This window comes from Bradyrhizobium sp. A11, from assembly GCF_042077125.1.
In the GTDB taxonomy this organism is placed as follows: Bacteria; Pseudomonadota; Alphaproteobacteria; order Rhizobiales; family Xanthobacteraceae; genus Bradyrhizobium; species Bradyrhizobium japonicum_B.
Genome location: NZ_CP149509.1, coordinates 830,448 through 851,391 on the forward strand (window position 1 = coordinate 830,448; position 20,944 = coordinate 851,391).

Consider the following 20,944-nt stretch of genomic DNA (forward strand, 5'->3'; position numbering starts at 1 on the left):
CCCGCTCCGCATTTCGCTTCGCTGCATGCGAAGCGACCCTCCCCCTCCAGGGGAGGGTGAGAGTCACAACACACTCGCGCCTTCGTGCTGGAAGCCGAGATAGCTCGCCGCCACCCGCTCGTTTGCGGCGATGTCGCTGGCCTTGCCGCTGAGCACGAACTCGCCGAGCTCCATCACGTAAGCCTGGTCCGCGATCTTCAGCGCCGCCTGCGCGTTCTGCTCGACCAGCAGCACGGAGACGCCGGCGGCGCGGAGCTCGGCGACGATACGGAAGATGTCGGCGACGATGATCGGGGCGAGGCCGAGGCTCGGCTCGTCCAGCATCAGCAGCTTCGGCTCGCCCATCAGGGCGCGGCCCATCGCGAGCATCTGCTGCTCGCCGCCCGAGAGCGTGCCGGCGAGTTGCTTGCGCCGCTCCTTGAGCCGCGGAAACAGCGTATAGACCCGCTCCATCGAGGCCCTCGCCTTGGACCTTTCGATACGGAAGGCGCCAAGCTCGAGATTGTCCTCGACATTCATGGTCACGAACAATTCGCGGTGCTCGGGAACGAGGCCGAGCCCCATCGCGACGCGGTCCTCGATGTCGAGCCGGGCGAGATCCTCCCCCGCAAAGACGACGCGGCCTTTCAGCGGCAGGATGCCCATGATGGCGGACAGCAACGTGGTCTTGCCGGCACCGTTGGCGCCGACGATGGTGACGATCTGGTTGGCCCCGACCTCGAGCGAGACCGAGCGCACTGCCTCGACCTTGCCGTAGGCGACATGGGCGTCGGTGACGGACAACAGCGCGCTCATGCCGCCACTCCGAGATAGGCCTTGATCACTTCGGGATTGGTCTTGATCGTGGCGGGGGTGCCCTCGGCGATCTTGGTGCCGAAATCGAGCACCACGATGCGGTCGGCGAGGTTCATGACGAAGCCCATGTCGTGCTCGACCAGGAGCACGCTCATGCCGCCGTCACGCAAGTCACGCAGCAGCGTCGCGAGCCGCTGCTTCTCCATGTGGCGCAGGCCTGCGGCGGGCTCATCGAGCAGCAGCAGCATCGGATCGACGCAGAGCGCCCGCGCGATCTCGACGATGCGCTGCTGTCCCAGCGACAGCGAGCCTGCGAGCTGGTGCATCTGCTCGGTGAGGCCGACGCGCTCGATCTGGCGGGCGGCCTCCGCAAGCAGCTTTGCCTCGTCGGCGCGATCGAGCCGCAGCATCGAGGAGATCGGCCCGGAATGGCCGCGCAGATGCGCGCCGATCGCGACGTTCTCCAGCACGGTCATGTCGGGGACGAGCTTCACGTGCTGGAAGGTCCTGCTGATGCCGAGCTTGACGATCTCCTGCGGCGGCGCGTTGTCGACCTTCTTGCCGAGCACCGAGATCGAGCCTGATGTCGCCGACAGCACGCCGGTGATCAGGTTGAACGTCGTGCTCTTGCCGGCGCCGTTCGGGCCGATCAGCGCGACGATCTCGCGGGCCTGCACGTCGAACGAGACGTTGTTGACCGCGACCACGCCGCCGAACTGTTTCCGCGCCTTGTCGACCTGGAGCAGGACGCCGGACTCGCCGGCCGCACGGGCGCGATGTTCCAGCTTCTGCGACGTGTCGGGCTTCCTGCCGCTCGTGCGCTCCGGCAGGAACGACATCAGCCAGGGCCAGAGACCGCCGGGCGCAAGCTGCAGCAGCGCCACCAGCATGATGCCGAACACGATGGTCTCGACCTGGCCGGAGCCCGGCAGGATCAGCGGCAGATAGCTTTGCAGCACCTCCTTCAGGACCACGACGATCGCGGCGCCCAGGACACCGCCCCAGACATAGCCGGCGCCGCCGACCACGGCGATGAAGAGATACTCGATGCCCATATGCGCGCCGAACGGGGTCGGGTTCACCGCGCGCTGGAGATGCGCGTAGAGCCATCCCGAGAGGCCGGCGAGCACCGCGGCATGGATGAACACCAGCAGCTTGGCGCGCGGCGTGTGCACGCCGAAGGCTTCCGCCGCGACATGGCCGCGCCTGAGCGCGCGGATGGCACGGCCGGTGCGAGAGTCCAGCAGGTTCATCGTCAGCAGTGCCGAAATGATCACGGCGATCCAGATCGCGTAATAGATCGAGCCGGGCGAGAGCATCTTGAACGTGCCGATCGACAGCGGCGGGATCGCCGAGATGCCGTCATTCCGTCCCAGGAATTCCAGCTTGCTGAACAGATAGAACAGGCCGAGCCCCCAGGCGATCGTGCCGAGCGGCAGATAATGGCCGGAGAGGCGGACGGTGATCAGACCCAGCAGCACCGCGAACAGGCCGCTGACGAGGAGCGAGAGCGGCAGCGTCAGCCATGGCGACACGCCGTAGGCCGTCGACAGCACCGCGGTGGTGTAGGCCCCGAAGCCGACGAAGGCGGCTTGGCCGAACGAGGTGAGACCGCCGACCCCGGTCAGCAGCACGAGGCCCATCGCGACCAGGGCGGCGAGGCCGATATTGTCGAGCAGCACGATCCAGAATGGGGGCATTCCCGGGACGAACGGGATCGCCGCCATCACGAGCGCGAAGACAATGATAGGAAGCCGGCTCTGCATCTTGGCCTCAGTCCTTCTCTTCCTCGACCGCCGGCGCGGCGAGCGAGCGCAGCAGCAGCACGGGGATCAAGAGCATGAAAACGATCACTTCCTTGTAGTTGGAGGCATAGAAGGACGAGAACGCCTCGACGATGCCGACCACCAGCGCCGCGACGGCGGTCAAGGGGTAGCTGACGAGGCCACCGATGATCGCGGCGACGAAGCCCTTCAGGCCGATCAGGAAGCCGGAGTCGTAATAGAGCGTCGTGATCGGCACGATCATGATGCCCGACAGCGCACCAATGACGGAGGCCAGCAGGAAAGCGATCTGCCCCGACAAGGTGGTGCGGATGCCGGCGAGCCGCGCCCCGAGACGGTTCACGGCGGTCGCGCGCAGCGCCTTGCCGTAGAGCGTCAGGCCGAAGAACAGCCAGAGCCCGACGATGAAGGCGACGGTGATGGCGTAGACGGTGATGCTCTGGCCGGTGAAGCGCAGCGCGCCGGCGGTGAAGGCACCGGACAGCACGGCCGGTCCGCGCTGGCCTTCGGCGCCGAAGAACAGAAGGCCGAGGCCCTGCAGCGCGAGGTGGACGCCCACGGAGGCGATCAGCAGCACCAGCACCGACGTGTGCGCCAGCGGCTGGAACGCGATGCGATAGAGATAAAGGCCGATCATCGCGACGATCACCAGCGACAGCGCGATGCAGATCGCGACCGGCGGCTTTTGGGCGGCGAAGTACACGGTCAGCGCCAGCACGATGGAAGGCAGCACGATGTTCGTGATGAGGCTGCGCACGACCAGCCGCCCGTGCAGCGCCTTGCGCGCCACGAACAGGTCGAAAGCGAAGGCGCCGATGCCGAGCGCCAGCGCGAGCTTGGCCGTCCCCGGCATCTGACCCGCGGCCAGCGAGGCATAGGTCAGCGCGCCGTAGGTGACGAATTCGCCCTGGGGGATGAGGATGACGCGGGTGACGGCGAATACCAGCACCAGCGCCAGGCCGAGCAGCGCATAGATCGCGCCATTGGTGATGCCGTCCTGCACCAGGAACAGCATGATTGTGGTATTCAAGACCGGACGCTCCCCCTCATATTACGAACCGGTCCGCTCGATTGCGGTGGACGGTCCGCTCACAGCCGTTGAAACACGCATGCGATATTTGATATGGTCCATAACAATTATCAAATATAACATCAAGGGTGGGGAACGACCCGTCCCGAATTTAACGGGATTACGAGCACGAGGCGATGACCGTTTCCAAAGCCGCTGAAAAGACCTCCGAAAAGCCGGCCGATCCGGCCAAGGGCCGCAAGGACACGGCCGAATCGCAGGGGCAGGGGGGCGCCGAGGCGCTCCAGCTCGGCGGGCTTTCCGAGCAGCTCGGCTATGTCTTGAAGCGGGCGCAGCTCAAGGTGTTCGAGAATTTCCTGCGCTGCATGGCCTCGCTCCAGCTCACGCCGGCGCAGTTCTCCGTGCTGCTGCTGGTCGAGAAAAATCCCGGCCGTAACCAGACCGAGATCGCATCCACCCTCGGCATCCTCAGGCCGAACTTCGTGGCGATGCTCGACAACCTCGAGAGCCGCGACCTCTGCGCGCGGATCCGCTCCACCAACGACCGCCGCTCGCACATCCTGGTGCTGACCGACAAGGGCAAGGCCGTGCTGGCCCGCGCCAAGAAGCTGGTCGCCACCAAGCACGAGGCGCGGCTGAACGATCTGCTCGGGCAAAGCAACCGCGAAGCCCTGATCGCGATGCTCTCGAAGATCGCCAACGAGTTTTGAAGCGGGCGTCACGCCCTGAGTGCGTTGGCGCGCCTCTGGAATCTCATCGTCGTCGCATTTCGCGCGATTGCCATGTCCCGGCTTGATTGGCTTCCGTTGCGGGCGTCCGCGACCCGCTCGACCGCATATGACGCGCTGCATATATAAAATGATGCTTGAAACATCATTTCATGCGCCATAAGCTTGGCAAATCAATCATTGTAGCCGCCACGGACATCCTGCCCCGTGATCACCGCCGCGCAGCTTCGAGCCGCCCGTGCCTTGCTCAGGATCGATCAGCGCGAACTCGCGCAGCGCTGTTCGCTGTCGCTGCCGACGATCCAGCGCATGGAGGCCTCCGAAGGGGTGATCCGCGGCAATGTCGATTCCCTGGTGAAGCTGGTTGAGGCGCTGTCGGTTGCCGGCATCGAGCTGATCGCCGAGGGAGCGGTGTCAAGCGGCGGAGGGCGCGGAGTGCGGTTGAGATCTCCACCACCGGGCGCGGACGACAAGCCATGATCGAGGCCCCGCCATGATCGCCGTCGCGCTATGGTCGGTGGCGGCTCTGCTGGCGCTGGCGCCTGCGGGAATCCTGCTGTCGACGCACCGGCGCGGCTCGATCATCCTTTACGGCGGCTGCCTGATCGCGACAGCGACGCTCTGCGTCACGGCGCTGTCCGGTCTGCTCCATTCCCCTCAGCCGGCGCCGAGCGCGGTACTGCCGATCGGCCTGCCCTGGCTCGGTGCTCATTTCCGCCTCGATGCGCTGTCCGCCTTCTTCCTCGTCGTCGTCAATCTCGGCGGCGTCGCTGCGAGCCTGTTCGCGCTCGGTTACGGCCGGCACGAGGACTCCCCCGGCCGCGTGCTGCCGTTCTATCCCGCCTACCTCGCAGCGATGAACGTCGTCGTGCTGGCAAACGATGCCTTCAGCTTCCTGGTCGCCTGGGAATTCATGTCGCTGACCTCCTGGGCGATGGTCGTGTCGCATCACCGGGACCCGGAGAATGTCCGCGCCGGCTTCGTCTATATCCTGATGGCAAGTTTCGGCACGCTGGCGCTGCTGCTCGCCTTCGGCCTGCTCGCGAGCGACGCCGGTTACGATTTCGATGCGATCCGGGCCTCGCATCCTTCCGCTACGCTGACCGGCACGGTCATCATCCTCGTGCTGCTGGGCGCCGGTTCCAAGGCCGGCCTGGTGCCGCTGCACGCCTGGCTGCCGCTCGCCCATCCCGCCGCGCCCAGCCACGTCTCCGCGCTCATGAGCGGCGTCATGACCAAGGTCGCCGTCTACGGCTTCGTGCGCGTCGTTTTTGATCTCGTGCCCGAACCGGTGTGGTGGTGGAGCATGGTGGTGCTGCTGATCGGCGCTCCGACGGCGACGCTCGGCGTGCTCTATGCGCTGATGCAGCGCGATATCAAGCGCGTGCTCGCCTATTCAACGATCGAGAACATCGGCATCATCTTCACCGGCCTCGGGCTGGCGCTGGCTTTCAAGGCGGAAGGGCTCGACTGGGTGGCGGCGCTCGCCTTCACCGCGGCGATGCTGCACGTCTTCAATCATGCGCTGTTCAAGAGCCTGTTGTTCTTCGGCGCCGGCGCGGTGCTGGGAGCGACCGGCGAGCGTGACATGGAGAAGCTCGGCGGCCTGATCCATCGCATGCCGAAGACGGCGTTCGCAATGCTGGTCGGCTGCGTCGCGATCTCGGCATTGCCGCCGTTCAACGGCTTCGTTTCGGAATGGCTGACCTTTCAGGCGATCCTGCTTTCGCCGCAACTGCCCTCCTGGGGCCTCAAGCTCGTCATCCCGGCGGTCGGAGGTCTGCTGGCGCTCGCGGCCGCCTTTGCCGCGGCCTGCTTCGTCAAGCTCTATGGCATCAGCTTCCTCGGTCGGCCGCGTTCGGATGTCGCGGCGGCGGCGCACGAGACCGACCGCTTCTCGCTGACCGCGATGTTCGGGCTTGCCGCCTTCTGCCTCATTGCCGGAATCCTGCCGGGACTGTTCATCGACGTACTGGCGCCGGTGAGCAAGGATATGGTCGGCAACGTGATGCCGCATCAGGTCGGGTTGCAATGGCTCACCATCGTGCCGATCGCGGAAAGCCGCAGTTCCTATAACGGCCTTCTGGTGTTCCTGTTCGTGGCACTGTGCGGCACGACGGCGGCGTCAGCCATTCACCGTCTCGCCTCCGACCGCGTACGCCGCGCGCCGGCCTGGGATTGCGGCTATCCCGACGCGGACCCGGCGATCCAGTACTCGGCCTCCAGCTTCTCGCAGCCGATCCGCCGGGTGTTCGGCAGCGTCATCTTTGGTGCACGCGAGATCGGCGAGATGCCGCCGCCGTCCTCGCCGCTTCCCGCGCGGCTCACGGTCGAACTGCACGATCTGATCTGGGATGGGCTGTACGCGCCGGTCGCGAAGGCCATCGGCTTTGCGACGGACCGCATCAATATCCTGCAGTTCTTCAGCATCCGCCGCTACCTGACGCTGGTGTTCGTGGCGCTGATCGTGCTGTTGCTGGTGGTGGCCCTATGAGCGGGCTACGCGACATCCTCTCCCAGGGCGCGCAGATGTCGCTGGTGCTGGGACTCGCGCCGCTGCTGACGGGATTCGTGCGGAAGGTGAAGGCACGGCTGCTACGCCGGCGCGGGCCGCCGCTGCTCCAACCTTATCGCGACCTCATCCGCCTGATGCGCAAGGACGTCGTGCTCGCGGACAACGCATCCTGGCTGTTCCGCGTCATTCCCTACCTGATGTTCGCGGGCACCTGGGTCGCCGCGTCGCTGGTGCCGACCTTCGGCAATGGTCTGTTGTTCTCCTGGACCGCCGATCTCATCGCCATCACTGCGCTGCTCGGCAGCGCCCGCTTCTTCCAGGCGCTCGCCGGCATGGATGTCGGAACCGCCTTCGGCGGCATCGGCTCCAGCCGTGAGGTGATGATCGCCTCCCTCGCCGAGCCCGCGATGCTGATCACCGCGTTCTCGGTCGCAATGATCGCCGGCTCGACGCAGCTTTCCACGGTGGCCGAGTTCATGGGCTCGGACGCGGTCGGCCTGCGTGTGTCGTTGGGGATGGCGTTCGTGGCGCTGACCATCGTGGCGCTGGCGGAGAATGCCCGCATCCCGGTCGATAACCCCGCCACCCATCTCGAGCTCACCATGGTGCACGAGGCCATGGTGCTGGAATATTCAGGGCGGCATCTCGCGCTGATCGACTTGTCCTCGCAGCTCAAGCTTCTGCTCTATGTCTCGCTGATCGCCTGCGTGTTCCTGCCATGGGGCACGGCGACCGCGGATGCGAGCCTTGCAAGGCTCGCATCTGGCGCGCTGGTCTATCTCGGCAAGCTGATGGTCCTCGGCTTCCTGCTTGCGCTGTTCGAGACCGCGATCGCCAAGATGCGCGTGTTCCGGATTCCGGAGTTCCTGGGTGCGGCGCTGATGCTGGCATTGCTTGCCACGCTGTTGCGCTTCGTGTCGGGGAGCCTCTGAGATGAGCAGCCTGCAATTCGACATCGCCCATCTGCTCGCCGGCTCCCTCGTGCTGGCGAGCTTCATGATGCTCTACCAGGATCGGCTCTATGCGCTGCTCAACGTCTATGCGCTGCATGCCGGCGTGCTGGCGCTGTCGGTGGGCTGGCAGGCTTATGTGCAGCAAGCGCCGCATCTCTATATCACGGCGCTGATCGCGCTGGTCTTCAAGGCCATCATCATCCCCGTGGCGTTGCACCGCATCATCAAGCGGCTCGGTATCCACCGCGAGATCGAGAACGTGATCGGCATCGGACTGACGATGATGGCCGGGATCGGCCTCGTCGCGCTGTCGATGGTGGTGATGTTGCGGGTGACGCCGGGCGCCGACGCGCTCGCGCGCGAGGACCTCGCCTTCGCGCTGTCGGTGGTGCTGCTGGGACTCCTGATCATGGTTACGCGACGCAACGCCGTGAGCCAGGTCGTCGGCTTCATGTCGCTGGAGAACGGGCTGGTGCTGGCGGCAACCGGCGCCAAGGGCATGCCGCTGGTGGTCGAGATCAGCGTCGCCTTCTCAGTGCTGATCGCCTTCATCGTGATCGGGATATTCCTGTTCCGCATCCGCGAGCGCTTCGACAGCGTGGACGTACAGGCGCTCGATCGCTTCCGGGGAGAGCGGCGATGACGATCGATGCGCTCGGTGCGATCCTGCTGATCCCGTCCGTCTCCGCCGCTCTGCTCGCGATCCTGCCCGGCTACATGCTGGCGGCGAAGCTCAACATCGTCGCGGCGCTCGCGACCTTCCTCACTTCGGTGTCCCTGTTCGTGATCGAGCCGACGTCCGGACAATATCTACTGCTCGACGACCTCAACAAGGTCTTCATAGTTCTGACGACCTTCATCGGCTTCACGACCTCGGTCTTCAGCGCGAGCTACATCCACCACGAGATCGAGATCGGGCGGCTGACGCCGGCCTTCCTGCGCTTCTATCACGCGATGTATCAGATGCTGATGTTCGCGATGAACCTCGCGCTGGTCGCCAACAATATCGGCCTGATGTGGGTCGCGGTCGAGGTGGCGACGCTGACGACCGTGCTGATGGTCGGTATCTACCGCACCCACGAGGCGCTGGAAGCCGCATGGAAATATTTCATCCTCGGCAGCGTCGGCATCGCGCTGGCGCTGTTCGGCACCATCCTGGTCTATATGGCGGCGCGCCCCGCGGTGGGCGAGGGGCTCGACGGCATGGTGTGGACGGTGCTGGTGAAGCACGCCGCACAGTTCGATCCGGCGTTGCTCAACGTCGCCTTCGTCTTCCTCCTGCTGGGCTACGGCACCAAGGTCGGGCTTGCGCCGTTGCACGCCTGGCTGCCGGATGCGCATGCGGAGGGCCCGACACCGATCTCGGCGGTGCTGTCAGGTCTGTTGCTCAATGTCGCGCTCTATGCGCTGCTGCGATTCAAGATGATGCTCGCGGTCAACTCCGAGGCGATCAAGCCGGGTCCGCTGATGGTGACCATGGGCCTGACCTCGGTGATCTTCGCCGCGCTGATGCTTTACCGTCGACGCGACATCAAGCGGATGTTCGCCTATTCCTCGATCGAGCATATGGGCATCATCGTCTTCGCCTTCGGCATGGGCGGTCCGCTCGCCAATTTCGCGGCCCTGTTGCACATGGCCATGCATTCGCTGACCAAGTCGGCGATCTTCTTCGCCGTCGGCCATATCGCGCAGGTCAAGGGCACACAGAAGATCGCCGATATCGGCGGCCTCACGACGACCAACCCCGTGCTCGGCTGGGGCCTGATGCTCGGCGTGGTCGCCATCGTCGGGCTGCCGCCGTTCGGCATCTTCATGAGCGAGTTTCTGGTGGTGAGCTCGACATTCGCCCGCGCGCCCTGGCTGACGGTGATCCTGGTGCTCGGCATCATCATCGCGCTGGGCGGGCTTTTCCTGCGGGTCGGCGTGGTGATGTTCGGCGAGCCCAAGGGCAAGACCGCGCCCGCTGAGGCCTCCTACGTGCCGATGTTCACGCACCTCGGACTGGTGCTGATGGCCGGCATCTATCTGCCGCCGGTGCTGGTCACCGGCTTCCAGAACGTCGCGAAGCTGCTGGGATAGGCGATGGGCATCCTCGACAGCATCCCCCATGTCAAAGCGGTGCCGTCGCACCGGCCCTGGCCGCGCGCCATCGTGACGGAGGCGGGCTGGCGGGCGGCGATCGATCGGCTCGCCGACGGGGAGCTCACACTGCTCGGCTTCTGGGGCGAGCCGACCGCCGTGCATATGGCGATGCGCGATGCAGGCTCGGCCGCGATCGTGGTCGTCAGCTACGAGTGTACGGACGGCACATTTCCGAGCGTCGCCAACCGTCACCCGCCGGCGCTTCGGCTGGAGCGGACCATCCATGACCTGTTCGGGCTTGTTCCGACCGCTGCCGACGATTTGAGGCCATGGCTCGATCACGGTGCCTGGGGCCAATCCTACCCGCTCTCCGGCCGCAACGCATCGCGCGACGTGCGGCCGTACCAGTTCCTGCCGGCCGAGGGCGAGGCGTTGCACCAGGTGGCGGTCGGCCCGGTCCATGCCGGGATCATCGAGCCCGGTCATTTCCGCTTCACCGCCAATGGCGAGCATGTGGTGCGGTTGGAACAGCGGCTCGGCTACACCCACAAGGGCACCGAGGCGCTGATGCAGGGGGCGAGCCTCGAGGCCGCGGCAAAGCTCGCAGGCCGCGCCTCAGGCGACAGCACCGTCGCCTACGCCTTTGCTTTCGCATGTGCCGTGGAGGCGGCACTACAGATCGAGGCGCCCAGGCGAGCAAACCTCTTGCGAGCGCTGATGGCGGAGCTGGAGCGGCTCGCCAATCATCTGGGCGACATCGGGGCCATCTGCAACGACGCTTCGTTCGCGCTGATGCATGCCCAGACCGGCGTCTTGCGTGAGCGCTGCCTGCGCGCTGCGAGCCTCGCGTTCGGCCATCGCCTGATGATGGACGTCATCGTGCCCGGAGGCGTGACGCGTGACATTGCGCCGGACGGCGTGTCCGCGCTACGCGCGCTGGTCGCCGAGCTGCGCAAGGTGTTTCCGCGCTTGATCGAGCTCTACGACAATACGGCGTCCCTCCAGGACCGCACCGTCACCACAGGCATCGTGAAGGCGGAATATGCGCGCCAGTTTGGCGCCGGCGGCTATGTCGGCCGCGCCTCGGGCCGCGATTTTGATGCGCGGCGGGCGCTGGCCTACGGGCCCTACGACGCGCTGTCGTTCGAGGTGCCGGTCCTGGAGACCGGTGACGTGAATGCGCGGGTCTGGATCCGAATTCGCGAGGTCGAGCAGAGCGTCGCGTTGATCGAGCAGATTCTCGACCGGCTTGGGCCGGGCGGGCTCGAGACCGCGCTGCCGGCCCGCAGCGGCGGGGGTGCCTGTGAAGGCATGGCGCTCACCGAGGCCTTCCGCGGCGACGTTCTGGTGTGGGTGCGGCTCGATGGCGAGTTGCGTATCGACCGCTGCCACCTTCGCGACGCCTCGTGGTTCCAGTGGCCGCTGCTGGAAACCGCGATCGAAGGCAACATCATCGCCGACTTCCCGCTGTGCAACAAGTCGTTCAACTGTTCCTATTCGGCCGTGGACCTCTAAGCCATGCGCAACACCCTGTTCGAAAGCCTCACCCATCGTTCGCTGACGGAGCCCGCTCCGGCGCCGGATGGTTCGGCGCTGGCCGAGCTTGCAGCGAAAGTCGACCGCGCTGCCCAGGCCCGGCTGGGGCGTTCTCTCGCCATTCGCGAGGTCGATGCCGGATCCTGCAACGGCTGCGAGCTGGAGATCCACGCGCTTTCCAACGCCTTCTACGACGTCGAACGTTTCGGCCTGCGCTTCGTCGCCTCGCCGCGCCATGCCGACGTGCTGCTGGTCACGGGTCCCGTGACGAAGAACATGCGGGAAGCGCTGGAGCGGACCTACAACGCGACGCCGGATCCGAAATGGGTCGTCGCGGTCGGCGCTTGTGCGGTCGATGGCGGCATGTTCAGAGGCAGCTACGCCTGCGTCGGCGGCGTATCCGAGACGATCCCGGTGGATCTGCACATCAGGGGCTGCCCGCCGTCACCGACGGACTTGTTGAAGGGCCTGCTCGCGCTGCTGGAGCATGTCGGCGGCAAAGGCTAGGCCGCTCACGCTCCCTTGTTGCGAATGTCCTGCACCCGCTGCTTCCGCACGGAACAGCAGCGGCCTCGTGGAAGCGATCACGGCTGGGATCAAGCCACGATCGCGTCGAGCAGGGCGAGCCCTAATCCACCAGGATGACCCTGATGTCGTTGACGTTCGTCAGCGTCGGGCCGGGCAGCAGCAGGTCGCCGGTGGCTTCGAAGAACGCGGTGGCGTCGTTGTTGTCGAGATATTGCTGCGGCTGCAGCCCCTGCGCCTTTATGCTGGCGAACGTCGCCGCGTCGATCAGCGCTCCGGCGGGGTCGGTGGGGTGGCCGCCACCGCCGTCGGCGCCGTCGGTATCGCCTGCCAGCGCGGATACGTCCGGTGTGTCCTTGAGCAGGTTGGCGAGCGCCAGCGCGTATTCCTGGTTCGGTCCGCCGCGCCCCTGGCCGCGCACGGTCACCGTGAGCTCGCCGCCGGAGAGGATCGCAAGGCGCTTGCCTTGCGCGCGCGCGTCCAGCGCCAGCCTGGCGTGCGCGGCGGCAACCTCGCGCGCTTCGCCTTCGAGGTCGGCGCCGAGGTCAATGGTCTCGTAGCCGGATTCGCGCGCGAGCTTCACCGCGGCATCGAGCGACTGCTTGGGCCGCGCGATCAATTCGAAACGCGCGCGCGCGAAGGCGGCATCGTCGGGCTTGCAGCTCTCGTTGCGGGGATCGTCGAGCGCGCGGCGGACGGCGTCGTCGATGTCGAGCTTGTATTTCGCGACGATGGCGCGTGCGTCCGCCAGCGTGGTCGGATCGGGCACGGTCGGGCCGGAGGCGATTGCGGAAGGATCGTCATGCGGCACGTCCGAGATCGCGAGCGTCACGATCTCGGCGGCATCCTTGCCGGCGCGCGCCAGCCGGCCGCCCTTGATCCGCGAGAGATGCTTGCGCACGACGTTCATCTCGCCGATCGGTGCGCCCGAGCGCAGCAGCGCCTTGTTGACCGCCTGCTTCTGCGCGAAGCTGATGCCCTCGCTCGGCGCGATCCAGTTGGCCGAGCCGCCGCCGGTGAGCAGCACCAGGAGCAGATCGTCCGGCCCGGCCTCGCCTGCGAGCGCGAGCGTGTCGGCGGCGCCCTTCAGGCCGGCCTCGTCCGGCACGGGATGACCGGCTTCGACCACGCGGATCCGGCGCGTCGGCACGCCGTAGCCATGGCGCGTGGTGGCGATGCCGACGAGGCGTTCCGGTGCGAGCCGGAGCGTGTCGAGATAATGCCGCTCGGCCGCTGCGGCCATGGCGCCGGCGCCCTTGCCGGCGGCGAGGCAGATCACGCGTCCTTTCGGCGCGGGCGGCAAGTGCGGCGCCAGCACCACATTGGGATGGGCCGCGGCGACGGCGGCATCATAGAGTGCGCGGAGCAGGGGGCGTCGATCGGTCATCACGAAAGGCCTTGAGCAGACGGAACAAGCTGGCGGGTCACGCGCCGCTCACATGCCTATCGCATCGGGCGCAAAAGCGTAAGCGGCCGCTGCCATTATTCGATTGTGCAATCGCGTCATCATGATCGGCGCGCAAGCAAAAACCCCCTGCGCGGTCGGCGCAGGGGGCGTGGCATTTGCAAGTGGCGCGGGGCTAGCCGCCGGCGTCGGCGCTGATCACCTCGCCGAACAGGTCCCACTTCTCGCCCTTGAACTTCATGAGCTGAAGCGAGCTGATCGGTGCGAAGTCGGTCGGGCCGGTGTTGATCTTGATGCCGGGCAGCAGCACCTCGGTGCGGAAGTCCTTCAGGCTCGCCGCCTGCTTCATGACGTTCGCGCGCGTGAGGTCGTCGCCGCACTTCTTCAACACCTCCACCAGGGTCTGGGCCACGCCGTAGCCGACGACGGTGCCGCCGTCGAGCTTGTCGCCTTCAGGGAAGTACTTCGCCATGAACTCCAGGAAGGCCTTCATGCCGGCGTCGTCCTTCCACTGCGGGTCGGACACGTCCTTCAGATAGGCGGCCGAGATGATGTCTTGCGAATTCTCGAAGCCGGCGGGCTTGATCACGCTGCCGACCGAGGCCGAGACGTTGTTGAGGAAGTGGGTCGGCTTCCAGCCGATCTCGGAGATCTTCTTGATCGCCTGCGCCGCGAACTTTGGCGTGGTGATGTTGACGAAGACGTCGGCGCCGGACGCTTTCAGCTTGACGATGTGATTGTCGATCGTCGGCTCCGACGTCTCGTAGCTTTCCTCGAGCACGATCATGCTGGCGGCCTTGGCGCCGAGGCCGTCCTTCAAGCCCTTCAGGTAGTCCTTGCCGTAATCGTCGTTCTGGAAGAGCACGCCGATCTTGGCGTTCGGCATCGTCTTCATGATGTATTTCGCGTAGATCTGCGTCTCGCTCTGGTAGTTGGGTTGCCAGCCCATCGTCCAGGGGAAATTCTGCGCATCGTTCCACTTGGTGGCGCCGGTCGCGACGAACAGCTGCGGCACCTTCTTCGAGTTCATGTATTTCTGGATCGCCGAGTTCGGCGGCGTGCCGAGAGAGTTGAAGATGAGCAGCACCTCGTCGCTCTCGACCAGCTTGCGCGCCTGCTCCACCGTCTTGGGCGGCGAGTAGGCGTCGTCGTAGGAGACGAAATTGATCTTGCGGCCGTTGATGCCGCCCTCGTCGTTGATCTTCTTGAAATAGGCGGCTTCGGTCCGCCCGATGACGCCGTAGGCGGATGCCGGTCCGCTGTAGGGCATGATGTTGCCGATCTTGATCTCGGTGTCGGTCGCGCCGGTATCGTATTTCTTCTGGGCCGATGCGGTGGATGTCGTAGCCGCAAAGAGCGCAAGCGCCAGTGACGCAGCGGCAATCTTGCCAGTAACAGCAGGCATTCCAATCTCCCTATTTTTCTTGATGTGCGCGTCCTTGTTCTTGGCTTGATGGTTCTTGGTGACGCGGCCGCAATTCAATACGATTTGCTCGAAAGCTTCAAGGAAAAGCCCCTGCGGCAAAGCCGCAGGGGCTGCGTCTTTAGTCGATTGAGACGACATCTTTAGCGGCTGGTTAAGATCAACCGCCGACGTCCCCGCTCAGGATCTCGCCAAATCGCTCCCAATGCTCGCCCTTGAAGCGGATCAGTTGCAGCTGCGAGAGCGGCGCGAAGTCCGTGGCCGAGGTGTTGACCTTGATGCCAGGCAGCAGGCCGGCCGGCTCGTAGTCCTTGATGCTGGCGGCCTGTTTCATGACGTTCTCGCGGGTCAGATTGTCGCCGCAGGCCTTCAGCACGTGAACGAGACCCTGGCTCACGATGTAGGCGTACATCACCGAGGCGTCGGCGCGGTTCGCTTCCGGATAGTACTTATCCAGGAATTGGTTCCAGGCGATCATTGCCGCGTCGGTCTTCCATTGGGCATCCGTCGGGTCCTTGAAATATTGCGACGAGATGATGTCCTGCGCGTTCTCGAAGCCGGCGGGCTTGATCACGCTGCCGATCGAGGCCGAGACGTTGTTGAGGAAATGCAGCGGCTTCCAGCCGAGCTCGGCATTCTTCTTGATCGCCTGCGCCGCGAATTTCGGCGTGGTGATGTTGACGAAGACGTCGGCGCCCGTGGCCTTCAGTCTCACGATGTGCGAGTCGATGGTCGGCTCGGAGACCTCATAGCTGTCCTCGATGACGATCATCGAGGCTGCCTTGGCTCCGAGTCCGTCCTTGAAGCCCTTCAGATAGTCTTTGCCGTAGTCGTCGTTCTGATAGAGCACCGCGATCTTGGCGTCGGGTTTGTTCTTCAGGATATACTTCGCGTAGATGGTCGTCTCGCTCTGGTAGTTCGGCTGCCAGCCCATCGTCCACGGAAAGTTCTGCGGGTCGTTCCACTTGGTGGCGCCGGTGGCGACGAACAGCTGAGGCACCTTCTTCTGATTCAGGTATTTCTGAATCGCCGAGTTCGGTGGCGTGCCGAGCGGATTGAAGATCACCAGCACCTCGTCGCTCTCGACCAGCTTGCGAGCCTGCTCCACCGTCTTCGGCGGGGAATAGGCGTCGTCATAGGAGACGAAGTTGATCTTGCGGCCGTTGATGCCGCCTTCCGCGTTGATCTTGCGGAAATACGCCTCCTCGGTCTTGCCGATCACCCCGTAGGCGGAGGCCGGTCCGCTGTAGGGCATGATGTTGCCGATCTTGATTTCGGTGTCGGATGCGCCGGTGTCGTATTTCTTCTGCGCGAACGCTGTCGTGGACAGGGTGGCAGCCAGTACGAGGGCGGCCGAGAAGGCCCCCAATCGCACATGCATTGCAGGCATCTTGCTCTCCCTAGCTCGGTTTGAATGTGTCGATTGTTCTTGTCGAGAGCGATCATTGCGCGCCGCTCCGATACGCATTGAATACCCTTCTCGGGCGCCCAGCAAGGAGAACGCCCGCCGGCGCCATCGCGGCGAGGTGCTTCTTTTTCGAGGGGATGCGGAATATTCCGGCGCGCGAGATGAAGCGGGCCGTCACTCAGCTGCGCAGAGGTTGTTTTGTGAGATCAAAGCTATTTTCAATTGCGCCCTGGTGCGGCTTCAATGCCCCACCTCGCTGGAGATGACGTCGCCGAACAGCTCCCATTTCCGGCCCTTGAAGCGCATCATTTGCAGCTGCTCGATTGGGGCGAAATTGTCCGGCGCGGTGTTGATCTTGATGCCGGGCAGCAGCGTGTCGGGCTCGAAATCCTTCAGGGAAGCCGCCTGCTTCATGACGTTCTCGCGGGTGAGATCGTCGCCGCACATCTGCAGCACCTTCACCATCGTCTGCGCGGCGGCATAGCCGTACACGACGCCGGCTTCGAGCTTGTTGGCCTTGGGATCGTACTTCGCGAGGAAGTCATAGAACCTCTTCATGCCGTCGTCGGCACTCCACTGCGGATCGGAGCTGTCCTTGGTGTAGGTCGCCGACAGGATGCCCTGGGATATCTCGATGCCGGCCGGTTCGATCACACCGCCGACGGAGGCCGAGACGTTGGAGATGATGTGGACCGGATGCCAGTTGATCTCCGCCGCCTTCTTGATCGCTTGCGCGGCGAATTTCGGAGTGGTGATGCTGATGAAGACGTCTGCGCCCGAGGCCTTCAGCTTCACGACGTGCTCGTCGATCGCGGGCTCGGAGGTGTCGTAGGACTCCTGCAGCACGATCATCGAGGCCTTGGCGCCGAGGCCGTCCTTCAACCCCTTCAGATAGTCCTTGCCGAAATCGTCGTTCTGGTAGAGCACGCCGATCTTTCCGTCCGGCTTCTCCTTCATGATGTACTTGGCGTAGATGCGCGCCTCGCTGGCGTAGCTCGGCTGCCAGCCCATGGTCCAGGGATATTGCTTCGGGTCGTTCCACTTCGAGGCTCCGCTCGCGACGAACAATTGCGGCACCTTCTTCTCGTTCATGTATTTGCGGATGGCGTTGTTGGTGGAGGTGCCGAGCGAGCCGAAGATCAAGAGCACCCCGTCGCTCTCGACCAACTTGCGCGCCTGTTCCACCGTCTTCGGCGGCGAATAGGCGTCGTCGTAGGAGATGAACTTGATCTTGCGGCCGTTGATGCCGCCCTCGGCGTTGATCTTGTTGAAATAGGCTTCCTCGACCTTGCCGATCGCGGCATAAGCCGAAGCCGGGCCGCTATACGGCATGATGTTGCCGATCTTGATCTCGGTATCGGATGCGCCGGTGTCGTATTTGGTCTGCGCCAGTGCCGGGTTGCCCATTGCAGTGCACAACACGACTGCGGCCAGCGCCACAACCTGACATCGAACGGCAGTTATCATTCTCCCACCCCGAGTTGGATCGGCGCCGCATTGAACAAGATTGACGCGTGACGTCAACAAAAAGCCCCCACGATCGCTCGTGGGGGCTTCTTGGGCTCGGACGATTGCGTCAGCGTGTCACTCGGAGGCGACGTCGCCGCTGATGATCTCACCGAACAGTTCCCACTTCTCACCCTTGAACCGCTGCATCTGGAGCTGCGAAATCGGGGCGAAGTCGGTGGGGCCGGTGTTGATCTTGACGCCGGGCAGCAGCGTGTCCGGCGCAAAATCCTTCAACGAAGCCGCCTGCTTCATCAGGTTGGCGCGGGTCAGATCGTCGCCGCACATTTCCAGGACCTTGGCCAGGGTTGAGGCCGCACCGTAGCCGTAGACCATGGCGGTGTCGGTCTTGTCGGCGCCGGGCATGTACTTGTCGACGAACTCGTTCCACTTCTTCATGCCGGGATCGTTGGTCCATTGCGGGTCGGTGGAGTCCTTGGCATAGGCCGCCGACAGCACGCCCTGCGCGGCTTCGAAACCGGCCGGCTTCATCACGCTGCCGACCGAGATCGACACGTTGGTGAGGATCTGGAGCGGCTTCCAGTTGAGCTCGGCGGTCTTCTTGATGGTCTGGGCCGCGAACTTCGGCGTGGTGTAGATCAGGAGCACGTCGGGATTGGCGGCCTTGATCTTGACGATGTGGCCGTCGATCGACGGCTCGGAGATCTCGTAGCTCTCCTCCATGATGATCATGGACGAGGCCTTGGCGCCGAGGCCGTCCTTGGTGCCCTTGAGGTAGTCTTTGCCGAAATCGTCGTTCTGATAGAGGATCGCGATCTTGGCGTCGGGCTTTTCCTTCATCAGCCATTTGGCATAGATCTGGGCTTCGCTCTGGTAGGAGGGCTGCCAGCCGATGGTCCAGGGGAAGTTCTTCGGATCGTTCCACTTGGTGGCGCCGGTGGCGACGAACAGCTGCGGAATCTTCTTGGCGTTGAGATATTTCTGGATCGCGCTGTTCGAGGGCGTGCCGAGCGGGTTGAACACGGCCAGCACCTCGTCGCTCTCGACGAGCTTGCGCACCTGCTCGACCGCCTTCGGCGGCGAATAGGCGTCGTCATAGGTGACAAAGTTGATCTTGCGGCCGTTGATGCCGCCCTTGTCGTTGATCATCCGGAAATAGGCTTCCTCGGTCTTGCCGATGATGCCGTAGGCCGATGCCGGACCGCTGTACGGCATGATGTTGCCGATCTTGATCTCGGTATCGGACGCGCCGGTGTCGTATTTCTTTTGGGCGAGTGCAGCGCCGGAGGTGAGGGCAATGGCCGCCGTTGCCGTGACCAGCGCGGCGGCTCGCAGTGTTCTTCCAAATCGCAATTCGGTCTCCTTCGTTTAAACAACAGTCTTCGAGTGTTTCAGTTTCTTCTGAGCTTGCCGACGAGTTGCTGGCCCAGGATCGCGATCTGCCTTGAGCCATGGGGCACGAGGTAGATGACCAGGAACAGCAGCACGCCGAACACCGCGCCGGAAAGGCCCTTGGAGATGCTTTCCGCCATGTTCGGCACGAAGATGATGAAGGCCGCACCGACGAACGAGCCGGGCAGCCAGCCGACGCCGCCGACCACCATGCCGAGGAACAGCGAGATCGCCAGCGTGATGGTGTAGCTGTCGGGCGCCACGAACTGCACCGCGATGGCGCCGAGCGAGCCGGCGACGCCGGTGATGCCGGCGGACACGCCGAAGGCCAGCGTCTTGTACAAGGCGACGTTGACACCCATCGAGGAGGCCGCGATCTCGTTGTCGCGGATCGCCATGAAGGCGCGCCCGGAGCGGGAGCGCAGCAGGTTGACCGAGAAGATGTAGATCGCGACCGTCACGGCGAGCGTGAAGTAGTACAGCCACATGTCCTGCGACATCGGCAGCCCGAACGGCGCGTCCGGCTTGGTGACGACGAGGCCCTGCACGCCGCCGGTCCAGTGCTCGAGGAAGTTCAGCTTGAGCAGTTGCGGCATCGCGGTCGCGAGCGCAAAAGTCGCGAGTGCCAGGTAGATGCCCGACAGCCGCAGCGCCGGCTTGCCGAACAGGTAACCGAATCCGAAGCAGATCGCGGCGGAAACCGGAATTGTCAGCGCGTAGTTGACGTTGAAGTACTCCATCAGCACCGCCGACGTATAGGCGCCGACGGCGTAGAAAGCGCTCTGGCCGAGCGAGAACTGGCCGGAGCCGCCGGTCAGGATGTTCAGCGCCAGCACCGCGAGCCCGTAGATCAGGAGCATCGTCATCTGGAAGATGATGAAGTTCTTGACAAGCATCGGCACGAGCAACAGCGCCGCCAGCACCACCAGCGAGGTGCCGGTGCCCAGCGTCATGGCCCGCTTCGGAACCGCCTCGACCGCCTCGTGGCCTTCGGCGACGACTTCTTCTGCTGCGCTCATGATCAAACTCGCTTGACGATGTGCCGGCCGAACAGGCCGGCGGGTTTGACGACCAGGACTGAGATGATCAGCGCGAGCGCGATCGGGAGCTTCAGCTCATTGCCGACGCCGGGGATGTAGGTGCCGGCGAGATTCTCGAACACTCCGACCAGGAAGCCGCCAACCACGGCGCCGAACGGGCTCGACAGTCCGCCGAGCACCGCGGCGGCGAAGCCGTAGATCAAGACGCCGCCCATCATGTTGGGCTCCAGGAACACCACCGGTGCGATCAGCATGCCGGCGATCGAGCCGATCGCGGTCGCCATGCCCCAGCCGAGCGCGATCATCCAGCTCGTGTTGATGCCGACGAGGCGGGCCGATTCGGGCACCGATGCCGCGGCGCGCATCGCAAGACCGATCCGCGTGTACTGGAAGAAGAAATACAGCGCGAGCAGCAGCGCTATCGTGACGCCGATCATGCCGGCCTGGTGGGTCGAGATCAGCTGGCTGCCGAGGAACGGCGAGGAGCCGAACGGGGTCGGATATTGCTTGATGGTGAAGTCCCAGATCAGGCCGGCCGAGGAGTTGATGATGGCGAACAGCGCGATGAAGCCGGCGACGTTGGTCAGCACCGGCGCTTTGGCGAGCGGCTTGAACAGGATGCGCTCGATCGCGATGCCGGCGACGAAGGAAAATGCCAGCGTGATCAGGAAGGCGGCCCAGTAGGACACGCCCCATTGCATCAGCTGCCAGGAGATGAAGGTCGAGAACATCGCCATCTCGCCTTGCGCGAAGTTGAGATGGTCGATGGCCTGGTAGATCATCACCACGGCGAGCGCCATGCAGGCATAGATCGCGCCGGTGGCGATGCCGGCCAGGACCTGGTTGGTAAACAGTTCCATT

18 protein-coding genes are annotated in these 20,944 nt (G+C 64.4%); 8 read left to right on the top strand and 10 right to left on the bottom strand.

The window, feature by feature from the left end; all coding sequences use genetic code 11:
• Positions 1 to 63 precede the first annotated feature (63 nt).
• Genes WI560_RS03840 through WI560_RS03850 form a run of 3 tightly spaced genes read right to left on the bottom strand, consistent with a single transcriptional unit; the run spans position 64 to position 3,609 of the window.
• Positions 64 to 795: an ABC transporter ATP-binding protein gene (locus tag WI560_RS03840; RefSeq protein ID WP_375306959.1), complete on the bottom strand. Its 732-nt coding sequence runs from the start codon at positions 793 to 795 to the stop codon at positions 64 to 66.
• On the bottom strand, positions 792 to 2,561 hold the full coding sequence (locus WI560_RS03845; RefSeq protein WP_257192807.1) for an ATP-binding cassette domain-containing protein: 1,770 nt from the start codon (positions 2,559 to 2,561) through the stop codon (positions 792 to 794). Before WI560_RS03845 ends, WI560_RS03840 begins: the two co-directional genes overlap by 4 nt.
• Positions 2,562 to 2,568: 7 nt before the next feature.
• Complete coding sequence (locus WI560_RS03850; RefSeq protein WP_257192809.1) at positions 2,569 to 3,609, bottom strand: branched-chain amino acid ABC transporter permease; 1,041 nt, start codon at positions 3,607 to 3,609, stop codon at positions 2,569 to 2,571.
• A gap of 176 nt (positions 3,610 to 3,785) precedes the next feature.
• On the opposite strand from WI560_RS03850, the gene WI560_RS03855 reads away from it, so the two are divergent.
• From WI560_RS03855 to WI560_RS03890, 8 genes are all read left to right on the top strand, one after another.
• Positions 3,786 to 4,319, top strand: coding sequence for a MarR family winged helix-turn-helix transcriptional regulator (locus WI560_RS03855; protein ID WP_375306960.1), 534 nt, complete (start codon positions 3,786 to 3,788; stop codon positions 4,317 to 4,319).
• A gap of 225 nt (positions 4,320 to 4,544) precedes the next feature.
• Complete coding sequence (locus WI560_RS03860; protein WP_375306961.1) at positions 4,545 to 4,817, top strand: transcriptional regulator; 273 nt, start codon at positions 4,545 to 4,547, stop codon at positions 4,815 to 4,817.
• 13 nt (positions 4,818 to 4,830) lie between these two features.
• Positions 4,831 to 6,831 (top strand): hydrogenase 4 subunit B, encoded by a 2,001-nt coding sequence (gene hyfB, locus WI560_RS03865; RefSeq protein ID WP_375306962.1) that lies wholly within the window; start codon positions 4,831 to 4,833, stop codon positions 6,829 to 6,831.
• Positions 6,828 to 7,784, top strand: a complete 957-nt coding sequence (locus WI560_RS03870) for a respiratory chain complex I subunit 1 family protein (RefSeq protein WP_257176581.1) — start codon at positions 6,828 to 6,830, stop codon at positions 7,782 to 7,784. Before hyfB ends, WI560_RS03870 begins: the two co-directional genes overlap by 4 nt.
• Before the next feature lies 1 nt (position 7,785).
• The gene (locus WI560_RS03875; protein WP_028138582.1) at positions 7,786 to 8,448 is read left to right on the top strand and encodes a hydrogenase-4 component E; all 663 of its coding nucleotides are present in this window, start codon (positions 7,786 to 7,788) and stop codon (positions 8,446 to 8,448) included.
• Positions 8,445 to 9,884, top strand: coding sequence for a hydrogenase 4 subunit F (locus WI560_RS03880; RefSeq protein ID WP_375306963.1), 1,440 nt, complete (start codon positions 8,445 to 8,447; stop codon positions 9,882 to 9,884). Before WI560_RS03875 ends, WI560_RS03880 begins: the two co-directional genes overlap by 4 nt.
• Positions 9,885 to 9,887: 3 nt before the next feature.
• On the top strand, positions 9,888 to 11,402 hold the full coding sequence (locus WI560_RS03885; protein WP_375306964.1) for an NADH-quinone oxidoreductase subunit C: 1,515 nt from the start codon (positions 9,888 to 9,890) through the stop codon (positions 11,400 to 11,402).
• Between the two features lie 3 nt (positions 11,403 to 11,405).
• Positions 11,406 to 11,930, top strand: a complete 525-nt coding sequence (locus WI560_RS03890; RefSeq protein WP_375306965.1) for an NADH-quinone oxidoreductase subunit B family protein — start codon at positions 11,406 to 11,408, stop codon at positions 11,928 to 11,930.
• A gap of 121 nt (positions 11,931 to 12,051) precedes the next feature.
• On the opposite strand, the gene WI560_RS03895 is transcribed toward WI560_RS03890, so the two are convergent.
• From WI560_RS03895 to WI560_RS03925, 7 genes are all read right to left on the bottom strand, one after another.
• Positions 12,052 to 13,335, bottom strand: a complete 1,284-nt coding sequence (locus WI560_RS03895) for a glycerate kinase (RefSeq protein WP_375306966.1) — start codon at positions 13,333 to 13,335, stop codon at positions 12,052 to 12,054.
• 193 nt (positions 13,336 to 13,528) lie between these two features.
• Complete coding sequence (locus WI560_RS03900; RefSeq protein ID WP_375306967.1) at positions 13,529 to 14,758, bottom strand: ABC transporter substrate-binding protein; 1,230 nt, start codon at positions 14,756 to 14,758, stop codon at positions 13,529 to 13,531.
• Positions 14,759 to 14,936: 178 nt separating this feature from the next.
• Entirely contained in the window at positions 14,937 to 16,166 is a 1,230-nt protein-coding gene (locus tag WI560_RS03905; RefSeq protein WP_375306968.1) for an ABC transporter substrate-binding protein, read from the bottom strand.
• Between the two features lie 258 nt (positions 16,167 to 16,424).
• On the bottom strand, positions 16,425 to 17,591 hold the full coding sequence (locus tag WI560_RS03910; protein ID WP_375306969.1) for an ABC transporter substrate-binding protein: 1,167 nt from the start codon (positions 17,589 to 17,591) through the stop codon (positions 16,425 to 16,427).
• Between the two features lie 177 nt (positions 17,592 to 17,768).
• Positions 17,769 to 19,004: an ABC transporter substrate-binding protein gene (locus WI560_RS03915; RefSeq protein ID WP_375306970.1), complete on the bottom strand. Its 1,236-nt coding sequence runs from the start codon at positions 19,002 to 19,004 to the stop codon at positions 17,769 to 17,771.
• Positions 19,005 to 19,042: 38 nt separating this feature from the next.
• On the bottom strand, positions 19,043 to 20,062 hold the full coding sequence (locus WI560_RS03920) for a branched-chain amino acid ABC transporter permease (RefSeq protein ID WP_375306971.1): 1,020 nt from the start codon (positions 20,060 to 20,062) through the stop codon (positions 19,043 to 19,045).
• A 2-nt stretch (positions 20,063 to 20,064) separates the two neighbouring features.
• Positions 20,065 to 20,943, bottom strand: coding sequence for a branched-chain amino acid ABC transporter permease (locus WI560_RS03925; RefSeq protein WP_028138572.1), 879 nt, complete (start codon positions 20,941 to 20,943; stop codon positions 20,065 to 20,067).
• Position 20,944: the final 1 nt, after the last annotated feature.